The organism is Pseudomonas sp. PICF141, from assembly GCF_002286815.1.
Lineage (GTDB): Bacteria > Pseudomonadota > Gammaproteobacteria > Pseudomonadales > Pseudomonadaceae > Aquipseudomonas.
In genome coordinates, this window is the sequence record NZ_MUNM01000019.1 from 13,219 (window position 1) to 33,144 (window position 19,926).

Genomic DNA, 19,926 nt, shown 5'->3' on the forward strand with positions numbered 1-19,926 from the left:
CAGGTCTGGATTCGAGGCGCTCCCATGTCCCCTGCAGCCATGAAACCCAAAATCGCCATCAGCGCCTGCCTGATGGGGGCCGAAGTGCGTTACAACGGCGGGCACAAGGCGTCACCTCTGTGCAGCCGCATCCTCTCTGACTATTTTGATTTCGTCCCGCTGTGCCCGGAAGTCGCCATTGGCCTGGGTATCCCTCGCGAACCGATCCGCCTGGTCGGCAACCCCGAGCAGCCGGAGGCTGTCGGCACCGTCCACCCTGAGATCAACGTCACCCGACCTCTGGCCGAGTACGGTCAAAAAATGGCACTGGAACTGGATGACATCTGCGGCTATATCTTCATGCAGAAATCCCCTTCGTGCGGGCTGGAGCGGGTCAAGGTCTACCACGCCAACGGCGCGCCAGTGGACGGCGGTAGCCGTGGTGTCTACGCACAAGCCTTCTGCGCATCACATTCTGATTTACCGGTGGAAGAAGACGGCCGCCTCAACGACCCGGTGCTGCGGGAAAACTTTCTCACCCGCGTGTTCGCCTACAGCGCCTGGCAACAATTGCTGCAGACGGGCCTGACCCGGCGCGACCTCATTGACTTTCACTCACGCTACAAATACCTGCTGATGGCCCACAACCCGGTGCAATACAAAACCCTGGGCAACTTGCTGGGCAACATGGGACAAACCGACCCGCAAGTGATCGGCCCGCGCTATTTCAGCGAGCTGATGAAAGCCCTGAAAAAGTGCGCCACGCGCCGCACCCACACTAACGTACTGCAACACCTCAGCGGTTATCTCAAACAGGCCATCAGCCCTGAAGACAAACAGGAAGTGCAGCACGTCATCGGCCAATATCGCCGGGGTATCGTGCCGCTGGTGGTGCCATTGATGTTGCTCAAACACTACTTTCGCCAATACCCGGATCCGTACATTGCGCAACAGGTTTACCTGCAACCGCACCCGGAAAACCTCAGCCTGCGAAACGCGATTTAATGAAAAATCCACCGGACACCAGCGCTAAAGAAGACCTGGGCAGCGACTTCAAGAAGGCCCTGGACGCCGGTTGGCTGCCCATTCGTGAAGTGTCCCGGCAGACCGGCGTCAATGCTGTGACCTTGCGCGCCTGGGAACGGCGCTATGGGCTGATCGTGCCTCAACGTACGCCCAAGGGGCACCGTCTGTTCTGCCCCGAACATGTGCAACGAATCCTGACGATACTTACCTGGCTCAATCGCGGCGTGGCGGTCAGCCAGGTCAAACAATTGCTCGACACGCCTCAGGGGCTTACCGACCCCATCGGCAACGATTGGCTGATGCTGCGCCAGTCATTGCTGCAAGCGGTCACTCAGCTGGCCGAACGCACCCTCGATGACACGGTAAATCAAGCGATGGCGTTGTATCCGCCACGCACCTTGTGTGAACAATTGTTGATGCCATTGCTGGCGGATCTGGAGCAACGCTGGCAAGGCCAGTTCGGCGCGCAAATGGAGCGGGTGTTTGTGTACTCCTGGTTGCGCAGCAAATTCGGCGCAAGGATCTACCATAACAATCGTCAGTTGCGCACCGCGCCGCTGTTGCTGATCAATCAGTCGGATCTGCCGCTTGAGCCTTATCTGTGGCTCACCGCCTGGCTGATCAGCAGCGTCGATTGCCCGGTGGAAGTCTTCGACTGGCCGCTCCCCGCTGGCGAACTGGCGCTGGCGGTCGATCACCTGCAAGCCCGTGGTGTACTGCTGTATTCCAGCAAAGCCATGAACCTTGCGCATTTGATGAAACTATTGAGTGGCGTCAGCTGCCCAAAAATGATTGCCGGGTCAACGGTGTGCATTCACCACGCCGAGTTATCCGCAAGAACTGCCGCCATTGCTGACTTGTCCCTGGCCGAAGATCCATTGTCGGCCCATCAGGGCCTGATTCAGCGCGGGCTCATTTAATGGCGTATTTTTCAGTGATCGTGCGGGTACCACCATGCAATTGATCTGGCTGCGCAGTGACTTGCGTCTACACGACAACACCGCCCTCGCGGCCGCCGCAGCCCGCGGCCCAAGCGTGGCGGTGTATTTGCTGAGTCCGCAGCAATGGCTGGCCCATGACGACGCGCCGTGCAAAGTGGATTTCTGGCTGCGTAACCTTGGCGAGTTACGTCATGCGCTGGACGCCCTGAACATCCCGCTGCTGATTCGCAAGGCATCCCGCTGGGATGACGCACCCAAGGTGCTGCTTGAGCTGTGCCAGCAATTGAAAATCGACGCAGTGCACGCCAACGAGGAATACGGCGTTCATGAAACCCGTCGCGATGCGGCGGTGGCCCAAGCGCTGAAAGCCCAAGGCATCGACTTTTACAGCTATCTTGATCAATTGCTGCTCAAGCCCGGCACGGTGCTGACCAGAACCGGCACTTATTTCCAGGTCTTCAGCCAATTCCGCAAGGTCTGTTACGAACGTTTGCATGCTTCATTGCCACCGTTGATTTCGGCCCCTTCCATGCAGGCTCCGCTGGGAATCGCCAGCGACGAAGCGCCCTCGCGGGTCGATGGTTTCGACACGCCCAGCGACAGCTTGCGTGCGCTCTGGCCAGCCGGCGAAACCGAAGCCCGACGCCGTCTCGAGACTTTTGTCGACACACGGATCGACGATTACCACAACGAGCGGGATTTCCCGGCCAAACCCGGCACCAGCCAGCTCTCGGCCTATCTCACCGCCGGGGTCATCTCCCCTCGTCAGTGTTTGCACGCCGCACTGCAAAGCAATCAGGGCGAGTTCGAAAGCGGCAAAGTCGGTGTCGTCACCTGGATCAACGAGTTGCTGTGGCGCGAATTCTATAAACACATTCTGGTGGGCTACCCACGCGTTTCCCGGCACCGCGCCTTTCGCCCGGAAACCGAAGCCCTGGCCTGGCGTGATGCTCCGCAAGACCTGCAGGCCTGGCAGCAAGGCCGTACCGGCCTGCCGATCATTGATGCGGCCATGCGCCAATTGCTGGAAACCGGCTGGATGCACAACCGCTTGCGCATGGTAGTGGCAATGTTCCTCACCAAAAACCTGCTGATCGACTGGCGTGAAGGCGAGCGATTCTTCATGCGGCATCTGATTGACGGCGATCTGGCGGCGAACAACGGTGGCTGGCAGTGGAGTTCGTCCACCGGCACCGATTCGGTGCCCTACTTCCGCATTTTCAACCCACTGAGCCAGTCGGAAAAGTTCGACGCCGAAGGGGTTTTCATCAAGCATTGGTTGCCACAGATCAATGGAATGAACAAAAAAGACCTGCACAATCGCGCGAGACAACACGGATTATTCGACGTGACGGATTATCCATCGCCGATTGTCAACCTGAGCACTTCCCGCGAACGGGCCTTGGCCGCTTTCAAGAACCTGCCGTCGCGACAGGGTTTATCGCCGCCGGAATCACTTTGATACCGCAGTTTTACGCATGAACACGGAATTGAATCAGGAAGATAAGGGAGATTGAGATGAGCCGTACACCTCCAAGGCGATACTGGTTGACCGGCGCCAGCAACGGTATCGGGACCGCGCTGGCCGAAGAAATACTCAAAACCGGTGCCCACCTGGCCGTCAGCTCCCGCTCATTGGCGCCCTTGAAAGCCTTGTCTCAGCGTTATCCAGGCCAAGTGCTGGTGGTTGCCGGCGATTTGACCAACAGCCAACAGGTGCGCGAAATCGGCGAGCAGATTGCCAGGCAATGGGGCTCTCTGGATACCATGATCCTCAACGCGGGGACCTGCGAATACGTCGACGTCAATCAGCTCGACTCATCAATCATCGAGCACATCGTGCGCACCAACCTGCTTGCCAGCAGCTATTGCAGCGAAGTCGCTCGCCCTCTGTTGCGAGCAGGCACTGCGCCGCATCTGGTGGCCCTGGCCAGTTCAGTGACCTACCTGCCCTTGCCCCAGGCCGAGGCCTATGGCGATTCAAAACCCGGATTGCGTCAGCTTTTCGAATCCTTGCGCAATGACATGGCGTCGGAAAACATCGAAATGACCATCGTCAGCCCAGGCTTTATGGATACCCCCCTGAAAACTGACGTTCCACAATACCTCGACTGGTCGGCGAACAAAGCTGCGCGGCGTCTGTTCGACCTGCTCAAGGATCGTCCACAGGAACTCCCTTTACCGGAGCTGCTCATGCCTGTCCTCTGGCCTCTGCCGCAAAATCCCGGCCAGAGGGGGCTGGAAATCGGCAAACGCAGGGAGCGAAGCAATCCGCCAAGCGAAGATCTGCCGTAAAGCCTGAGCGTCCGTCAGGGCTTTCACACAGTGTGACCCCACTGGCTTACACTGCGCGCCATGAAAACCATTCCCCACAAGCAAATCGCCGAACCGGTGGTCACCTGTTCGACTTGCGCGGCCTGCTGCTGTCAGCTTGAGGTCATGTTGATCACCGACACCGGCGTGCCCGAGCGTTACATCGATACCGACGACTGGGGTGGGGAAGTCATGCTGCGACTGGATGACGGTTGGTGCGCCGCGCTGGATCGCGACAGCATGATGTGCACCATCTACGAAAAACGTCCGCTGATCTGCCGGGAATTCGAAATGGGCGCACCGGAATGCATCACCGAACGCCAGGGGATTGCGACGGCGTATCGGTGACGACCAAATCACCCGATACCTATGTGGAAGCGACCTGTGGCGAGGGGGCTTGCCCCCGTTCGGCTGCGAAGCAGTCGTAAATCCTTTACATGCGGTTTAACTTTGAAATGCCGGGGTCGCTTCGCAACCCAACGGGGGCAAGCCCCCTCGCCACAGGTTGTCCCAACATTTAAAACATCGCGGGCTTACAACGGCATCGTGTAATGCAGCGAGTAACTCTCTACGCCATCGTTCGGGCTGCTGATCCCGGCATTGGAATAGTGCGTGGCGCGAACCCCGACCTCATGTCCACCGGTAAAGCGCAGACCAAACCCGAAACGGTCTTCGAACTGAAAGGCACTGCCCAGTTTGTTGTCTTCGACCTCAGTGTTGGCGAACACCGCGATACCGATACCCGCTTCAATGTAGGGTTTGATGGTCTGACCGGCAAACTCGTACACCAGCACCGGCGAGAACGACACACTGTGATTGCTTGACGTTTCATCCCCCTCCCAGTAGGTGTAAGCGCCGCTCCAATAACCGGTCAAGCGACCTATATCGCTTTGCAGCCAACTCTTGTCCCAGTCGAATTGCATGCCCAGTCGGTAAGTCATGGTCGAATCGCTGGTCTGGCCGACCGCGAATTCCACCCCTGCTGCCTGTGCGGTAAAACTGTGCCCCATCAATGCGGTCGCAATCGCGGCCAAGCAGAATAGTCGCTTCATTAGAAACATCCTTTTCCGAAACAATTTCGTATGGTTTTTCAGGCTGTCCAACAGACAAAGCTATAGAAGTTGAAGCTTGATCGGAAGTTCAGCTCAATTATTCGTGTCATCACTTTTTTGTCTACAAGTCGAAGCTTTGCACAACACCCGTCGAATGCCACAAAACCGGCAAGATATTTCTGAAATGTTCCGGATCCGCACTCGACCAGAACCGGGCAGCGCGAGCAGGTCCCTCGGCCAGCAACTCACGCTCGGCCAACAATCGTTGAAGCTGCCGCGCCACAGCGGCACCGGTATCGATCAGGCTGATGTTCTGGGGGAGCAGCTGCTTAAGCAGAGGCTTTAGGAAAGGATAATGCGTGCAGCCAAGAATGATCGTATCTGCACCTTCAGCTAGCAGCGGATCGACATACCCTTGCAGCAACTGACGCAATGCATCGCTGTGCAAATCGCCATTTTCAATCAGCTCCACCAGCCCGGGGCATGGCTGGGTGATGACTCGCACATCGGCGGCGAAACGGTCGAGCAAGGCAGCAAACTTCGCACTCTGTAACGTGCCAGTGGTGGCGAGTACACCCACTACGCCACTGCGTGTCGCCGCAGCCGCCGGCTTGACCGCAGGCTCCATGCCGACGATGGGCCACTCGGGGAAATCACGTCGCAAGTCCGCAACACCCGCGACGGTCGCGGTGTTGCAAGCGAGCACCAGCGCCTTGGCGCCCTGCTGCTGAAAGAACTGCGCCATGACACTGCAACGCTGACGGATGAATGCCGGGGTTTTCTCGCCGTAGGGAATATTCCCGCAATCACCGAGGTACAACAGAGATTCGCTGGGCAACAACTGCTGGATCTCGGCCAGTACGGAGAGCCCACCGACGCCGGAATCGAATACAGCAATCGGCGCTTCACGCATGGCTTGACCCGCAGACACTGCAGCCCGGATCACGCTTGACCCGCAATTCACGGAAGCGCGAGCCCAAGGCATCGATCAATAACAGACGCCCCACCAGTGGCTCGCCAAATCCTGCCAGCAATTTCAGCGCTTCGAGGGCTTGCAGGCTACCGACCAGGCCCACCAGCGGGCCAAGGACGCCGGCCTCGCTGCAAGTCAGCTCGGCTTTGCTGCCGTGCCCGTATAAACAGTGGTAGCACGGGCTTTCGGGACGACGGGGGTCGAAGACCGACAATTGCCCTTCCAGCCGAATCGCCGCGCCGCTGACCAGCGGTTTGCGCGCCGCCACACACGCGGCATTGACTGCTTCACGGGTGGAAAAGTTATCGGAACAGTCCAGCACCAGATCCACCGCCGCCACGGCTGCCGCCAGGGAGTCTTCATCGAGGGCGATGCGATGGGCGATCAGCTGAATCTCTGGATTGATCGCAGTCAGACGTCGGATCGCCGAATCGACTTTGCTCAAGCCGACGCTGTCGGTGTCGTGAATGATCTGGCGTTGCAGATTGGTCAGGTCGACCGTATCGAAATCCGCCAGATGCAACTCACCGACACCGGCCGCCGCCAGGTACAGCGCCACCGGAGAGCCAAGACCGCCAAGACCGATAATCAGGACACGGCTTTCCTTAAGCCGTAACTGGCCGTCGATGTCGACGTGTTGCAGCAGAATCTGCCGGCTATAGCGCAGTAATTCCTGATCGTTCAGCACGGCAAGCGCCCCAGACTGATGCGTTCATGACCGCCCAGATCGGTGCGGCTGTGGACCTCTTCAAAACCGCGGGTCAGCAGCAAATCGCGCACGGCTTCGGCTTGATCGTAACCATGCTCGAGCATCACCCAGCCACCCGCCTCAAGATGATCCGGTGCCTGATCGACGATCAGACGCAAATCGTCGAGCCCATCGACGCCAGCCACCAGGGCACTGGCCGGCTCGAAGCGCACGTCGCCCTGCGCCAGATGCGGATCGGTCGAAGCAATGTAAGGCGGATTGCTGATGATCAATTCAAAGCGTTGGCCGTCCAAAGCGCTGAACCAATGACTGCTCAGCACCGTGGCGTTGTTCAGATGTAACCGTTGACGATTGCGCTCGGCCAGGGCTACGGCTTCCAGTACGCGATCCACGGCGGTAACTTTCCAGGCCGGACGCTCGCTGGCCAACGCCAGGGCAATGGCGCCGCTGCCGGTGCCCAGATCAAGAACCCTGGCCGGGGTCGCCGGCAACAACTGCAACGCGGTTTCTACCAGCAGTTCGGTGTCGGGACGCGGAATCAGCGTGTGAGGCGCGACTTCCAGGTCAAGTTTCCAGAAGCCCTGCTGCCCCAGAATGTAAGCCACCGGCTCACCGCTACGGCGGCGCTGCAGGTACTCGGCAAATTTCAGTGCCGCTTCGCTCGGAACGATACGCTCAGGCCAGGTGTGCAGAAAGCTGCGGGATTTACCCAAGGCAGCCGCCAGCAACAATTCGGCATCCAGACGCGCGGTGGGCGAGTCGGGCAAATCAGCGGCGCGCAACAAACTGGCAATGATCGTCATTTATTCACCTATCGCTGCCAATTGGTCGGCCTGGTACTCGGCCAGCAACGGTTCGATGACCGCATCCACGCCGCCCGCAAGAATTTCGTCGAGCGAATACAGCGTCAGGTTGACCCGATGGTCGGTGACCCGGCCCTGGGCAAAGTTATAGGTGCGAATCCGTTCGGAACGATCACCGGAACCTACCAGTAATTTACGCTCGCTCGCGATAGCGTTCGCGGCGGCGCTGGTCTGCTGGTCGTTGAGTTTGGCCGACAGCCAGGACATCGCCCGGGCGCGGTTCTTGTGCTGGGAACGCTCTTCCTGGCACTCGACGACAATACCGGACGGCAAGTGCGTGATGCGGATTGCCGAATCGGTCTTGTTGACGTGCTGACCACCGGCGCCGGAGGAGCGATAGGTGTCGATCCGCAGGTCTGCCGGGTTGATCTCGATCGCTTCCTGCTCGTCCGGCTCGGGCAACACGGCCACGGTGCAGGCCGAGGTGTGGATGCGGCCTTGGGATTCAGTGGCCGGAACCCGCTGTACGCGATGGGCGCCGGATTCGAATTTCAGCTTGCCGTAGACGTTCTCGCCTTCGACACGGGCAATGACTTCTTTATAGCCACCGTGTTCGCCCTCGTTCTCCGACAGGATTTCTACCCGCCAACCACGCCGTTCGGCATAACGCGAATACATGCGGAACAGATCGCCGGAGAAAATCGCCGCTTCGTCACCGCCGGTGCCGGCACGGATTTCGAGGAACACGTTGCGCCCGTCATTCGGATCCTTGGGCAACAGCATGCGTTGCAGGCTGGCTTCGATCTCGATCAGTTGCTCTTTGGCTTCGCGGACTTCTTCCACCGCCATTTCGCGCATGTCCGGGTCGCTGTCCTTGAGCAGTGCCTGCGCGCCTTCAAGGTCGCCCTGCACTTTAAGCAGCTGTTTATAGGTGCCAACGATCGGCTCGACTTCCGCATACTCCTTGGAATAGGTGCGGAATTTGTTTTGATCGGAAATGACCTCGCCGTCGCCAAGCAGGGCGGTCAGTTCCTCGAAGCGGTCCTGGAGGATGTCCAGCTTATTGAGCAGTGACGCTTTCATTGCGGTTTCTTATCCGAAAAGCTATCCGATGAGCCCTCACCGAGGGCAAAGAGTTCCTGGGCCATGGCCAGCGCATCGAGGCGGCCTTCGGCAGAGAGCTTTTTCAATTGCACGCTCGGGGCATGCAAGAGTTTATTGGTCAAGCCGCGAGCCAGCTGCACCAGTACGTCTTCGGCGCTGCTGCCATTGGCAAGCATGCGCTGGGCTTTTTGCAACTCTTCGTCGCGCAGACGCTCGCTTTGTTGACGATAGGCCTTGAGCACATCCACCGCCGCCAGTTCGCGCAGGCGAATCATGAAATCTTCGGCACCGACCGACACCATCTCTTCGGCGGCCTGGGCAGCGCCCTGACGGCTTTTGAGATTTTCGGCGACCACTTCGTGGAGATCGTCGACGCTGTACAGGTAAACGTCGTCCAACTCGCCGACTTCTGGCTCGATATCCCGAGGAACGGCGATATCCACCATGAAAATTGGCTTGTGCTTGCGTAATTTCAAGGCACTTTCCACCGCGCCTTTACCGAGAATCGGCAACTGGCTGGCGGTGGAACTGATGACGATGTCACTGCGCACCAGCTCTGCCGGGATATCCGAAAGCAGCACGGCGTGGGCACCGAACTGCTCGGCCAGGATGCTCGCGCGTTCCAGGGTGCGGTTGGCGACCACGATGCGCTTGACCCCCAGGTCATGCAGATGGCGGGCGACCAGGGTAATGGTCTCGCCGGCGCCGATCAGCAACGCCTGGCTGCGTTGCAAATCACTGAAAATCTGTTTCGCCAGGCTGACCGCGGCAAACGCCACCGACACCGGGTTCTCACCGATGGCGGTGTCGGTTCGCACCTGTTTGGCCGCATTGAAGGTGGCCTGGAACAGCCGCCCTAGCAGCGGTCCGATGGTGCCGGCCTCGCGAGCGACAGCGTAGGCCGATTTCATCTGACCGAGAATCTGCGGTTCACCCAACACCAGCGAGTCGAGCCCGGAGGCAACCCGCATCATGTGACGAACTGCCGCATCATCTTCATGCACATAAGCGCTCGCGCGCAGCTCATCGAGGCTCAAATGATGGTAATCAGCCAGCCAGCGCAACACGATGTCAGCCGAAAGGTGATCCTGTTCTATATACAATTCACTGCGATTGCAGGTGGAGAGGATCGCAGCTTCGCGGCTGTCGGTGAGTCGGCAGAGCTGCTGCAAGGCCTCAACCAGCTGCTCAGGAGTAAAGGCCACGCGCTCGCGGACGTCTACTGAAGCAGTCTTGTGGTTAATACCGAGTGCAAGGAAGGCCATTCAAGGTCGCTGATGGTGACGTGAAGCCGACAATTGTCCTACTTCGACAGAGCCAGAACAACCATTCGATCTCTATCGCTTATGTAGGAGCTGCCGAAGCTGCGATCCGTTCTCGTTTAACAGGGCGCCGGGCCTGCGGGGATTGCCCGTGCGGGTAAATTGGCCGGGCGGTTATGTTTGGCCCAAGGCTTGTGTCATGATGATCCGACCGCAGGTTAGTCGTCCTTTTCCTATATGAATAGATCTTCCGCGTTGCTTCTCGCTTTTGTCTTCCTCAGCGGCTGCCAGGCCTTGGCGCCCGTTTCGTCGGACGGTACGCCGCCGGTCGAAGACAGCACTCCGGCCCCTGAAAAGCCCAAGGTTTACAGCTCGTTCAGCGAAGAAACCATCTTCAGCCTGTTGAGCGCCGAACTGGCTGGCCAGCGCAATCGTTACGACATTGCTCTGGACAACTACGTGACCCAGGCCATCAATACACAGGATCCGGGCATCTCCGAGCGGGCATTTCGCATTGCCGAGTATCTGGGTGCCGATCAGGCCGCCCTCGACACCGCATTGGTCTGGGCGAAAAACGCCCCGGACGATCTCGAAGCGCAACGGGCGGCCGCTGTGCAACTGGCCCGCGCCGGGCGTTACGACGACTCCATGGTCTATATGGAGAAAGTCCTGCAAGGCAAAGGCGACACGCATTTCGATTTTCTCGCCCTGTCCGCAGCCGATACCGACCAGGAAACGCGCAACGGTCTGATGAAAGGTTTTGACCGCTTGCTGCAGCGCCATCCGAACAACAACCAGCTGATTTTTGGCAAGGCCTTGTTGCTGCAGCAGGACGGCGATGCCAAGGGCGCCCTGACCCTGCTCGAAAACAATCCGCCGGACGAGGGCGAAATAGCGCCGATCCTGCTGCGCGCGCGCTTGCTGCAGGGGCTCAACCGTGGCGATGAAGCTTTGCCGCTGTTACAAAAAAGCATCAAGAAATACCCGGAAGACAAACGCCTGCGCCTGACTTACGCACGCATGCTGGTTGAGCAGGACCGCATGGACGACGCCAAGGTCGAGTTCTCGAGCCTGGTGCAGCAATACCCCGAAGACGACGATTTGCGTTATTCCCTGGCGCTGGTCTGCCTGGAAGCCAAAGCCTGGGACGAGGCCAAAGGCTACCTGGAAGATTTGATCGCCCGGGACAGCCATGTCGACTCGGCACACTTGAACCTGGGGCGCATTGCCGAAGAGCGTAACGATCCGCAGGGCGCATTGATCGAATACGCCCAGGTCGGGCCGGGCAACGATTACCTGCCGGCGCAATTGCGTCAGGCCGATATCCTGATGAACAACGGCAAAACCGCCGAAGCCCAAAGTCGTCTGGCAGCGGAGCGCGGCGAGCAACCCGATTACGCGATCCAGTTGTATCTGATCGAAGCCGAAACCTTGTCCGCCAACAAACAGGGCGACAAGGCCTGGACGGTCTTGCAGCAAGCCCTGCAGCAATACCCGGACGATCTGAATCTGCTGTATACCCGGGCCATGCTGGCAGAAAAACGCAATGACCTGGCGCAGATGGAAAAAGATCTGCGACTGATCATCAAGCGCGATCCAAACAACGCGATGGCGTTGAACGCCCTCGGCTATACCCTGTCCGACCGCACCACACGCTACGCCGAAGCCAAGGCCTTGATCGAACAGGCGCACCAGATCACTCCAGAAGACCCGGCAGTCCTCGACAGCCTCGGCTGGGTGAATTTCCGCCTGGGCAACCTCGATGAAGCCGAGCGCTATTTGCGCCAGGCGCTGGAACGCTTCCCCGATCAGGAAGTTGCCGCGCACCTGGGCGAAGTCCTGTGGGCCAACGGCAAACAGCGCGAAGCCAGAAAAATCTGGAGCAAGTTCCTCAAGGAACAGCCCGACAGCCCTACCCTGCGCGGCACCATCAAGCGCTTGACCGGATCAGAGACTCTTTAAGATTATGTTTTTGCGCCACCTCATTATTTTCAGCTTCATCGCCCTGCTCGCCGGTTGCGCGGGCTTCGTTGCCCGCGAATCGGTACAGGGTCAAGGCAACAAGGCCCAATGGCGCGAGCACAAACAGCAACTGACCGGCCTCGACGGCTGGCAGATCAATGGCAAAATCGGCATCCGCGCGCCAAAAGACTCCGGCAGCGGTACGTTGTTCTGGCTGCAACGCCAGGATTACTACGACATCCGCCTTTCGGGCCCGCTGGGTCGAGGCGCGGCCCGTTTGACCGGTCGTCCGGGTAAAGTTTCGCTGGAGGTAGCCAATCAGGGCCGCTATGACGCACCGACCCCGGAAGCCCTGGTTGAAGAACAACTGGGCTGGAAATTGCCGGTATCTCATCTGGCATGGTGGGTTCGCGGCCTTCCGGCCCCGGACAGCAAAAGTCGCCTGACCCTCGACATCGACAGCCGCCTGGCCAATCTCGAGCAGGATGGCTGGCAGGTCGAGTACCTCAGTTATGCCGAGCAAAATGGCTATTGGCTGCCCGAGCGGATCAAACTGCATGGCACCGACCTTGATGTCACGCTGGTGATCAAGGACTGGCAACCACGCAAGCTGGGGCAGTGAACATGACTGCACCACGCCTGACGTTGCCCTCGCCCGCCAAGCTCAACTTGATGCTGCACATCCTCGGTCGTCGCGAAGACGGTTACCACGAGTTGCAGACGATTTTTCAGTTCCTCGATTACGGTGATGAAATCAGTTTCGCTGTTCGCGACGATGGCGTGATTCGGTTACACACCGAGTTCGCCGACGTACCCCACGACAGTAACCTGATCGTCAAAGCCGCAAAAATACTTCAGGCACAATCCGGTTGTTCGCGGGGTGTCGACATCTGGATCGAAAAAATCCTGCCCATGGGCGGTGGAATCGGTGGCGGCAGTTCGAATGCGGCGACCACGTTGCTAGGCCTCAATCATCTTTGGCAACTGGGTTGGGATGAGGATCGATTGGCCGCGCTAGGCCTTACGCTTGGCGCCGACGTCCCGGTTTTCGTGCGTGGCCACGCAGCTTTCGCCGAGGGCGTGGGGGAAAAACTCACCCCTGTAGAACCCGAAGAACCGTGGTATCTCGTATTGGTGCCGCAAGTATCTGTAAGTACAGCAGAAATTTTTTCAGATCCACTGTTGACACGTAACACTCCTCCCATTAAAGTGCGCCCCGTTCCCAAGGCAAACAGTCGAAATGACTGCTTGCCGGTGGTAGCAATGCGTTACCCAGAGGTACGTAACGCATTGAATTTGTTAGGTAAATTTACCGAAGCAAAACTCACCGGAACTGGAAGTTGTGTGTTTGGGGGCTTCCCAAGCAAAGCTGAAGCTGATAAAGTCTCGGCCCTTCTGACAGAGACCCTTACAGGGTTTGTAGCAAAAGGAAGCAACGTTTCGATGTTGCATCGCAAGCTGCAAAATCTGCTCTAAAAGGAATCGGGTACTGGGTACTCGTTGCAACAGATACAGGGGCGTCGCCAAGCGGTAAGGCAGCAGGTTTTGATCCTGCCATGCGTTGGTTCGAATCCAGCCGCCCCTGCCATTTTCCTATACTCATCCAGGTTACCCTCAGCCTTCAGGTACTGCGCGTGTCCAAGATGATGGTCTTTACGGGGAACGCTAACCCCGATCTGGCTCGGCGTGTTGTACGTCAGCTGCATATCCCTCTCGGTGACATCTCTGTCGGTAAGTTCTCCGACGGCGAAATTACTGCCGAGATCAATGAAAACGTTCGCGGTAAAGACGTTTTCATTATTCAGCCGACTTGCGCTCCGACCAACGATAACCTGATGGAACTGGTAGTGATGGCTGATGCCTTCCGCCGCTCCTCGGCTACTCGTATCACTGCTGTTATTCCTTACTTTGGTTATGCCCGTCAGGATCGCCGTCCGCGTTCCGCACGTGTGGCTATCAGCGCGAAAGTCGTTGCTGACATGCTTACCGTAGTCGGCATCGATCGTGTTCTCACGGTTGATTTGCATGCTGACCAGATTCAGGGCTTCTTCGATATTCCGGTAGATAACATCTACGGCTCCCCGGTACTGGTGGATGACATTGAAGATCAGCGCTTCGAAAACCTGATGATCGTGTCCCCGGACATTGGTGGCGTCGTGCGTGCACGGGCTGTTGCCAAATCCCTGGGCGTGGATCTCGGGATCATCGACAAACGCCGTGAGAAAGCCAATCACTCTGAAGTGATGCATATCATCGGTGATGTCGAAGGGCGCACCTGTATCCTGGTCGATGACATGGTCGATACCGCCGGCACTCTGTGCCACGCGGCAAAGGCCCTGAAAGAGCATGGCGCGGCCAAGGTTTTCGCCTACTGCACGCACCCTGTGCTGTCGGGTCGGGCGATCGAAAACATTGAAAATTCCGTGCTGGACGAGCTGGTGGTGACAAACACCATCCCGCTGTCCGCTGCAGCACAAGCCTGTGCGCGTATCCGTCAACTGGATATCGCACCGGTAGTTGCCGAGGCGGTCCGCCGCATCAGCAATGAAGAATCGATCAGTGCGATGTTCCGTTAAGGGCCCTGCCCTTTTCACTACATCTCGTTGACGAAAAGCGCCCCGCCCCGGCATTCCTGTCGGGGCGGGGCTTTTTTGCCCATATCGCCTTTAGCGCTGGTCGCAAACGCTGGGGCGAATGTGGTTATTTTGGAGATACAACATGAACGATTTTACTCTGAATGCTGAAGTGCGTTCCGACCTGGGGAAAGGTGCGAGCCGCCGCCTGCGTCGTCTCGCAAGCCTGGTTCCAGCTGTAGTTTACGGTGGCGACAAAGCCCCTGAATCCATCAGCATGCTGGCTAAAGAAGTTGCCAAACTGCTCGAAAACGAAGCGGCTTACAGCCACATCATCGAGCTGAACGTTGGTGGCACCAAGCAAAACGTAATCATCAAAGCTCTGCAGCGTCACCCGGCTAAAGGCCACGTGTTGCATGCTGACTTCGTACGCGTAGTAGCTGGCCAGAAACTGACCGCTATCGTTCCAGTGCACTTCATCAACGAAGCTGCGCCGGTCAAGAAAGGCGGCGAAATTTCGCACGTTGTTTCTGAAATCGAAGTTTCGTGCCTGCCGAAAGACCTGCCTGAATTCATCGAAGTTGACCTGGCTAACGCCGAAGTCGGCTCGATCATTCACTTGTCCGACCTCAAAGCCCCTAAAGGCGTTGAGTTTGTTGCTCTGGCTCACGGTAACGACCTGGCTGTTGCCAACGTTCACGCTCCACGTGTTGCTCCAGAAGCTGCAGAAGGCGCTGCAGAGTAATTTCACTCTGTACGCCGGAGTGACCGGAACATCGCGGACTAGAACGTAGCGAGAAAGCGGGCGAGAACGCGGAGTTTACATCATGGTAAATGAGCACTTGTCGTCCACTTACGCCGCACACCCTGATCGCGGCGATGTTATCCATCACTTCAAGGAAGGGCCCCTATCGTGACTGCCATCAAACTGATCGTTGGCCTGGGAAATCCAGGTGCCGAATACGAACAGACCCGGCATAACGCAGGGGCCCTTTTTGTTGAGCGCATCGCGCAAGCACAGGGCGTCAGCCTTGTGGCCGATCGCAAATATTTCGGCCTGACCGGGCGCTATTCGCATCAGGGTCAGGATGTTCGTCTGCTGATTCCCACCACCTATATGAACCGCAGCGGCCAGGCCGTCGCGGCACTTGCCGGCTTCTTCCGCATCAAGCCTGAAGAAATCCTGGTGGCGCATGACGAACTCGATCTGCCTCCGGGCGTTGCCAAGCTCAAGCAAGGCGGCGGCCATGGCGGTCACAACGGGTTGCGCGACATCATCGCGCAACTGGGCAATCAGAATACCTTTCACCGCTTGCGGCTTGGCATTGGCCACCCGGGCGTTGCCAGTATGGTTTCAAATTTCGTCCTGGGTCGTGCGCCACGCGCCGAACAGGAAAAACTCGATGCCAGCATCGACTTTGCCCTCGGCGTGCTGCCGGATATCCTCGCCGGTGAATGGAACCGTGCGATGAAAAACCTGCACAGCCAGAAGGCCTGACTCTAACTCCTCGGGGAACCACCATGGGATTCAATTGCGGCATCGTCGGCCTGCCTAACGTCGGCAAGTCCACCCTGTTCAACGCCCTGACCAAATCCGGGATCGCGGCCGAGAACTTCCCCTTCTGCACTATCGAGCCGAACACCGGTATCGTGCCGATGCCGGATCCGCGTCTGGAAGCCCTGGCAGCCATCGTCAATCCAAAGCGCATCCTGCCGACCACCATGGAATTCGTCGACATCGCCGGTCTGGTTGCCGGTGCCTCGAAAGGTGAAGGCCTGGGCAACAAGTTCCTCGCCAACATCCGTGAAACCGATGCCATTGCTCACGTGGTCCGCTGCTTCGAAGACGAGAACGTGATTCACGTCTCCAACAGCGTCGACCCGAAACGCGACATCGAGATCATCGACCTGGAACTGATCTTCGCCGACCTCGACAGCTGCGAGAAGCAACTGCAGAAAGTCACCCGTAACGCCAAAGGGGGTGACAAGGACGCCGTGGTCCAGAAAGGCCTGCTGGAGCAATTGATCGCTCACTTCACCCTGGGCAAACCAGCGCGCACGCTGATGAAGAACATGGGTGCCGACGACAAGGCAGTGATTCGTGGTTTCCACCTGCTGACCACCAAGCCGGTCATGTACATCGCCAACGTCGCTGAAGACGGTTTCGAGAACAACCCGCTGCTGGACATCGTCAAAGCCATCGCCGAAGAAGAAGGCGCCATGGTGGTGCCGGTCTGCAACAAGATCGAAGCCGAAATCGCCGAACTGGAAGACGGTGAAGAGAAAGACATGTTCCTCGAAGCCCTGGGCCTCGAAGAGCCTGGCCTGAACCGCGTAATCCGCGCTGGCTACGAAATGCTGCACCTGCAGACCTACTTCACCGCCGGTGTCGAAGAAGTCCGCGCCTGGACCGTCCGTGTTGGCGCTACCGCACCACAAGCCGCCGGCGTGATCCACACCGACTTCGAAAAAGGCTTCATCCGTGCCGAAGTCATCGCTTACGACGACTTCATTCAGTACAAGGGCGAAGCCGGCGCCAAGGAAGCCGGTAAATGGCGTCTGGAAGGCAAGGATTACATCGTTAAAGACGGCGACGTGATGCACTTCCGTTTTAACGTGTAACGGTGACCGTGGATTTACACGGAACTCGATAGACACAAAATCCCCGTAATCATTCGCTGATACGGGGATTTTGCATATTGGGAGCACCACCCTCCTCCATCCGCAGCCTGTCCGGCAACGCGGGAAGGCTGCCCGGTTATGCAAGAATAGTTTTATTGGCAATCACTACAGGGATGAAGAGCATGCCATTTACTGTCGAACGTCGTCCGGTTCTGCTGGATGTCATTGCCGCCAGGTCCCAGATCATCGCTGGACTTGAACACCTGGAAAGACAAACCTCAGCCTTGCCGCTCCAGGTTGCCAGCGCTTTCGCGCAATGGGCAGTACACAGGAACTTCAGCAAGTGAGCCTGGATACAAGTAAAGACGCCTCTTTCGCCTATCAGGCGGTGTACCGCTATCTGGTCGAGTTGATCGAAACCGCCAACTCGGAACGCGAACAGAAATTACCGTCCTTGCGGCAACTGGCCCGACGCCTGAATGTGTCGGTGTCCACGACCAAGTATGCCTATTCGCTTCTCGAGGACGAGGGGCGGATCTATGCCAAACCCAAGTTCGGTTATTTCACCAAGGCGATGCCGGCCCCCTTATTGAACGAGGGCTCGCCCAATTTGCTGGACAACGTATTCTCCAACGCGCGCCAGCCGGGGATGCTGGCCCTCAGCAGCGACGCACCGGCGATGCTGTTGTCGCTGGAAAACCCATTGTTGATGATGGAGCGCGAACTGGCCCGGCAATACCCACGCTCCCATGCACCACTCTATCAGCCGTTCGGCGAGCCCGAGTTGCGCAGCGCTCTGGCCGACCGCTATACCAGTTCCACTCACTGTTATTGGCAAGCCGAGCACGTATATATCGGCTCGGACCTGCGCAGTGTGCTGGAGTTGTCCCTCAGCGCCCTGAATCTGGGGGGCACTGTGGCACTGGTGGAGTCACCGTGTTCGTGGGCAATCCTGCGCCAGTTGCAGGCGGCAAAGATTCGTGTGATCGAAGTACCTCTCGGCGAGGATGGACGTTTCAACCTGCCCGCACTCAATGAGCTGCTCAGGCGTGAGCCCATCCGGCTGGCGGTGCTGTCGTCGACCATCAACATTCCCCAAGGCAACTTGATGCCGGCGCAGGATAAACAGCAAATCTGTCGCTGGCTGGCAGAGCGGGATATCTGGTTGTTCGAAAACGACAGCTACGGCGAATTCTATTTTTCTCCCCAGCCTGCCCGCTATCGTGACTTTGCCGATCCGGAAAAGCTGCTGGTGTTCTCGACCTTCGACAAGATCATCGGCTCGGAAGCCCCCTACGGTTATGTGCTGTGTCGCCGACATGGGCTTCAGTTGCATCGGCTATTCCTGGAACGGGCATTTCGCCTGTCACCGATCCGTCAGAAAGCGATCGCCAAACTCTTCAGCTCCAAGCGCATTGATCAGCATCTGATGGTACTGCGGGCCATGCTGCTGGACCGGATGAAACGGATGAAGGCCTTGCTGGAGGAACACGGCGATGGCCAGTTACGAATTGTCGCCCCGCAAGGCGGCGCGACTTTCTGGCTCGAGGCCAGACACTCAGTGGACATGCGGCGGGTGTTCGAGCGCTTGCTGGCCCAGCGCATCGTTATCGCCCCCGGGGAAATCTTCAGCCAGCAAGGGGCCTGGCGGCATCATGTGCGCCTGAGTTACACCCTCGACTGGAGCAAGGACATTCCCTTGGCCCTGAAGAAACTGGCCCAGGCTATCAATGATGAGTCCTAGTTATGCCTGAAGCCCATAGCAATGCCGTGGCTCAGGGAATCGGCCATCGCGTACTTCTTCGGCATAACGCGCACAAGCGTCGCGAATTACCGCGCCGACATCGGCGTATTGTTTGACGAATCGAGGTACCTGCTCGCCGCCCAGGCCCAGCACATCTTCGGTCACCAGCACCTGGCCGTCGCAGGCCGGTGAGGCGCCAATGCCGATGGTGGGCATTTTCGAATCCAGCGTAATTTGCCGGGCTACGCCTTCGGCCACACCCTCGAGCAGCAGACTGAAAGCTCCGGCTTCGAGATTGGCCCGAGCATCTTCGGCAATTGCTGCGCCGGTTTCGGCGGTCAGGCCCTGGGCCTTGAATCCCCCCATGACATTGACGAACTGCGGCATCAGCCCGACGTGGGCCATGACCGGAATACCGCGCGCCACCAGAAACTCGACGGTACCCGCCAGAGCCTTGTTGGCTTCCAGCTTGACGGCATCGCAACCGGTGCGCGCCAGGACCTGGGCGCAATTGCGAAAAGCTTGCTCGCTGGATTCCTGATAGCTGCCAAAAGGCATGTCGGCGATGACACAGGACAGACGTGTACTGTCGACCACGGCCCGGGTGTGGCCGATGATTTCTTCGAGCTGCATGCTCAGCGTCGAGGCCCGACCATAGCCCACCATTGCAGTAGAGTCACCGACCAGAATGAAGTCGACGATAGGGTCGATCAGCCTGGCAATAGAGCTGGAGTACGCCGTCAGGGATACGATTTTCTGTTGGCCCTTCATTGCGACCAGTTGCGGAACCGTCAATCGTTTAGTACGGGTATGAGCGCTCATAAGTGTCTTCCTGTGATGATTGAAAACCCCATGGATGGGGC

General features: G+C 58.1%; 21 protein-coding genes and 1 tRNA gene. 15 read left to right on the top strand and 7 right to left on the bottom strand.

Annotation, left to right across the window (positions count from 1 at the left end; all coding sequences use genetic code 11):
* The first annotated feature begins 24 nt into the window (after positions 1 to 24).
* The 5 genes from BZL43_RS02020 to BZL43_RS02040 are packed head-to-tail and all read left to right on the top strand — an operon-like array spanning position 25 to position 4,607.
* Positions 25 to 984, top strand: a complete 960-nt coding sequence (locus tag BZL43_RS02020; protein ID WP_095630754.1) for a DUF523 and DUF1722 domain-containing protein — start codon at positions 25 to 27, stop codon at positions 982 to 984.
* Positions 984 to 1,925 (top strand): MerR family transcriptional regulator, encoded by a 942-nt coding sequence (locus BZL43_RS02025; RefSeq protein ID WP_095630755.1) that lies wholly within the window; start codon positions 984 to 986, stop codon positions 1,923 to 1,925. Before BZL43_RS02020 ends, BZL43_RS02025 begins: the two co-directional genes overlap by 1 nt.
* A 34-nt stretch (positions 1,926 to 1,959) precedes the next feature.
* Positions 1,960 to 3,408 carry a deoxyribodipyrimidine photo-lyase gene (gene phrB / locus BZL43_RS02030; RefSeq protein WP_095630756.1) on the top strand — a complete coding sequence of 483 codons (1,449 nt, stop codon included), beginning with the start codon at positions 1,960 to 1,962 and terminating at the stop codon, positions 3,406 to 3,408.
* Between the two features lie 56 nt (positions 3,409 to 3,464).
* Positions 3,465 to 4,241, top strand: coding sequence for an SDR family oxidoreductase (locus tag BZL43_RS02035; RefSeq protein ID WP_095630757.1), 777 nt, complete (start codon positions 3,465 to 3,467; stop codon positions 4,239 to 4,241).
* Between the two features lie 60 nt (positions 4,242 to 4,301).
* Complete coding sequence (locus BZL43_RS02040; RefSeq protein WP_095630758.1) at positions 4,302 to 4,607, top strand: YkgJ family cysteine cluster protein; 306 nt, start codon at positions 4,302 to 4,304, stop codon at positions 4,605 to 4,607.
* 185 nt (positions 4,608 to 4,792) lie between these two features.
* Here the strand turns inward: BZL43_RS02040 and BZL43_RS02045 are convergent, their stop codons facing one another.
* From BZL43_RS02045 to hemA, 6 genes are all read right to left on the bottom strand, one after another.
* A complete protein-coding gene (locus tag BZL43_RS02045; protein WP_095630759.1) occupies positions 4,793 to 5,311 on the bottom strand; it encodes an acyloxyacyl hydrolase in 519 nt (172 codons plus the stop codon).
* Between the two features lie 121 nt (positions 5,312 to 5,432).
* A complete protein-coding gene (gene murI / locus BZL43_RS02050; protein ID WP_095630760.1) occupies positions 5,433 to 6,224 on the bottom strand; it encodes a glutamate racemase in 792 nt (263 codons plus the stop codon).
* Complete coding sequence (locus BZL43_RS02055; protein ID WP_095630761.1) at positions 6,217 to 6,972, bottom strand: molybdopterin-synthase adenylyltransferase MoeB; 756 nt, start codon at positions 6,970 to 6,972, stop codon at positions 6,217 to 6,219. The genes murI and BZL43_RS02055 overlap by 8 nt, the downstream gene beginning before the upstream one ends.
* The gene (prmC, locus tag BZL43_RS02060) at positions 6,966 to 7,796 is read right to left on the bottom strand and encodes a peptide chain release factor N(5)-glutamine methyltransferase (RefSeq protein ID WP_095630762.1); all 831 of its coding nucleotides are present in this window, start codon (positions 7,794 to 7,796) and stop codon (positions 6,966 to 6,968) included. The genes BZL43_RS02055 and prmC overlap by 7 nt, the downstream gene beginning before the upstream one ends.
* Entirely contained in the window at positions 7,797 to 8,879 is a 1,083-nt protein-coding gene (prfA, locus tag BZL43_RS02065; RefSeq protein ID WP_095630763.1) for a peptide chain release factor 1, read from the bottom strand.
* On the bottom strand, positions 8,876 to 10,165 hold the full coding sequence (hemA, locus tag BZL43_RS02070; RefSeq protein WP_095630764.1) for a glutamyl-tRNA reductase: 1,290 nt from the start codon (positions 10,163 to 10,165) through the stop codon (positions 8,876 to 8,878). Before hemA ends, prfA begins: the two co-directional genes overlap by 4 nt.
* Positions 10,166 to 10,399: 234 nt before the next feature.
* Here hemA and BZL43_RS02075 point away from each other — a divergent pair, with 234 nt between their 5' ends.
* The 10 genes from BZL43_RS02075 (at position 10,400) to BZL43_RS02115 (ending at position 19,063) form a co-directional block, all read left to right on the top strand.
* A complete protein-coding gene (locus tag BZL43_RS02075; RefSeq protein WP_095630765.1) occupies positions 10,400 to 12,124 on the top strand; it encodes a tetratricopeptide repeat protein in 1,725 nt (574 codons plus the stop codon).
* 4 nt (positions 12,125 to 12,128) lie between these two features.
* The gene (lolB, locus tag BZL43_RS02080) at positions 12,129 to 12,746 is read left to right on the top strand and encodes a lipoprotein insertase outer membrane protein LolB (RefSeq protein WP_095630766.1); all 618 of its coding nucleotides are present in this window, start codon (positions 12,129 to 12,131) and stop codon (positions 12,744 to 12,746) included.
* Positions 12,747 to 12,748: 2 nt separating this feature from the next.
* A complete protein-coding gene (ispE, locus tag BZL43_RS02085) occupies positions 12,749 to 13,600 on the top strand; it encodes a 4-(cytidine 5'-diphospho)-2-C-methyl-D-erythritol kinase (RefSeq protein WP_095630767.1) in 852 nt (283 codons plus the stop codon).
* Between the two features lie 37 nt (positions 13,601 to 13,637).
* Positions 13,638 to 13,712: transfer RNA gene (locus BZL43_RS02090), tRNA-Gln, on the top strand.
* 46 nt (positions 13,713 to 13,758) lie between these two features.
* Positions 13,759 to 14,700: a ribose-phosphate pyrophosphokinase gene (locus BZL43_RS02095; protein WP_003171603.1), complete on the top strand. Its 942-nt coding sequence runs from the start codon at positions 13,759 to 13,761 to the stop codon at positions 14,698 to 14,700.
* Between the two features lie 142 nt (positions 14,701 to 14,842).
* Complete coding sequence (locus tag BZL43_RS02100; RefSeq protein ID WP_095630768.1) at positions 14,843 to 15,442, top strand: 50S ribosomal protein L25/general stress protein Ctc; 600 nt, start codon at positions 14,843 to 14,845, stop codon at positions 15,440 to 15,442.
* Between the two features lie 168 nt (positions 15,443 to 15,610).
* Positions 15,611 to 16,195, top strand: coding sequence for an aminoacyl-tRNA hydrolase (gene pth, locus BZL43_RS02105; protein ID WP_095630769.1), 585 nt, complete (start codon positions 15,611 to 15,613; stop codon positions 16,193 to 16,195).
* A gap of 23 nt (positions 16,196 to 16,218) precedes the next feature.
* Complete coding sequence (gene ychF, locus BZL43_RS02110) at positions 16,219 to 17,319, top strand: redox-regulated ATPase YchF (protein WP_095630770.1); 1,101 nt, start codon at positions 16,219 to 16,221, stop codon at positions 17,317 to 17,319.
* A gap of 182 nt (positions 17,320 to 17,501) precedes the next feature.
* On the top strand, positions 17,502 to 17,666 hold the full coding sequence (locus BZL43_RS28205) for a hypothetical protein (protein WP_168185052.1): 165 nt from the start codon (positions 17,502 to 17,504) through the stop codon (positions 17,664 to 17,666).
* Positions 17,663 to 19,063 (top strand): PLP-dependent aminotransferase family protein, encoded by a 1,401-nt coding sequence (locus BZL43_RS02115; RefSeq protein ID WP_371916195.1) that lies wholly within the window; start codon positions 17,663 to 17,665, stop codon positions 19,061 to 19,063. Before BZL43_RS28205 ends, BZL43_RS02115 begins: the two co-directional genes overlap by 4 nt.
* Here BZL43_RS02115 and panB read toward each other — a convergent pair whose 3' ends face one another.
* The gene (gene panB, locus BZL43_RS02120; RefSeq protein WP_095630772.1) at positions 19,064 to 19,885 is read right to left on the bottom strand and encodes a 3-methyl-2-oxobutanoate hydroxymethyltransferase; all 822 of its coding nucleotides are present in this window, start codon (positions 19,883 to 19,885) and stop codon (positions 19,064 to 19,066) included.
* Positions 19,886 to 19,926: the final 41 nt, after the last annotated feature.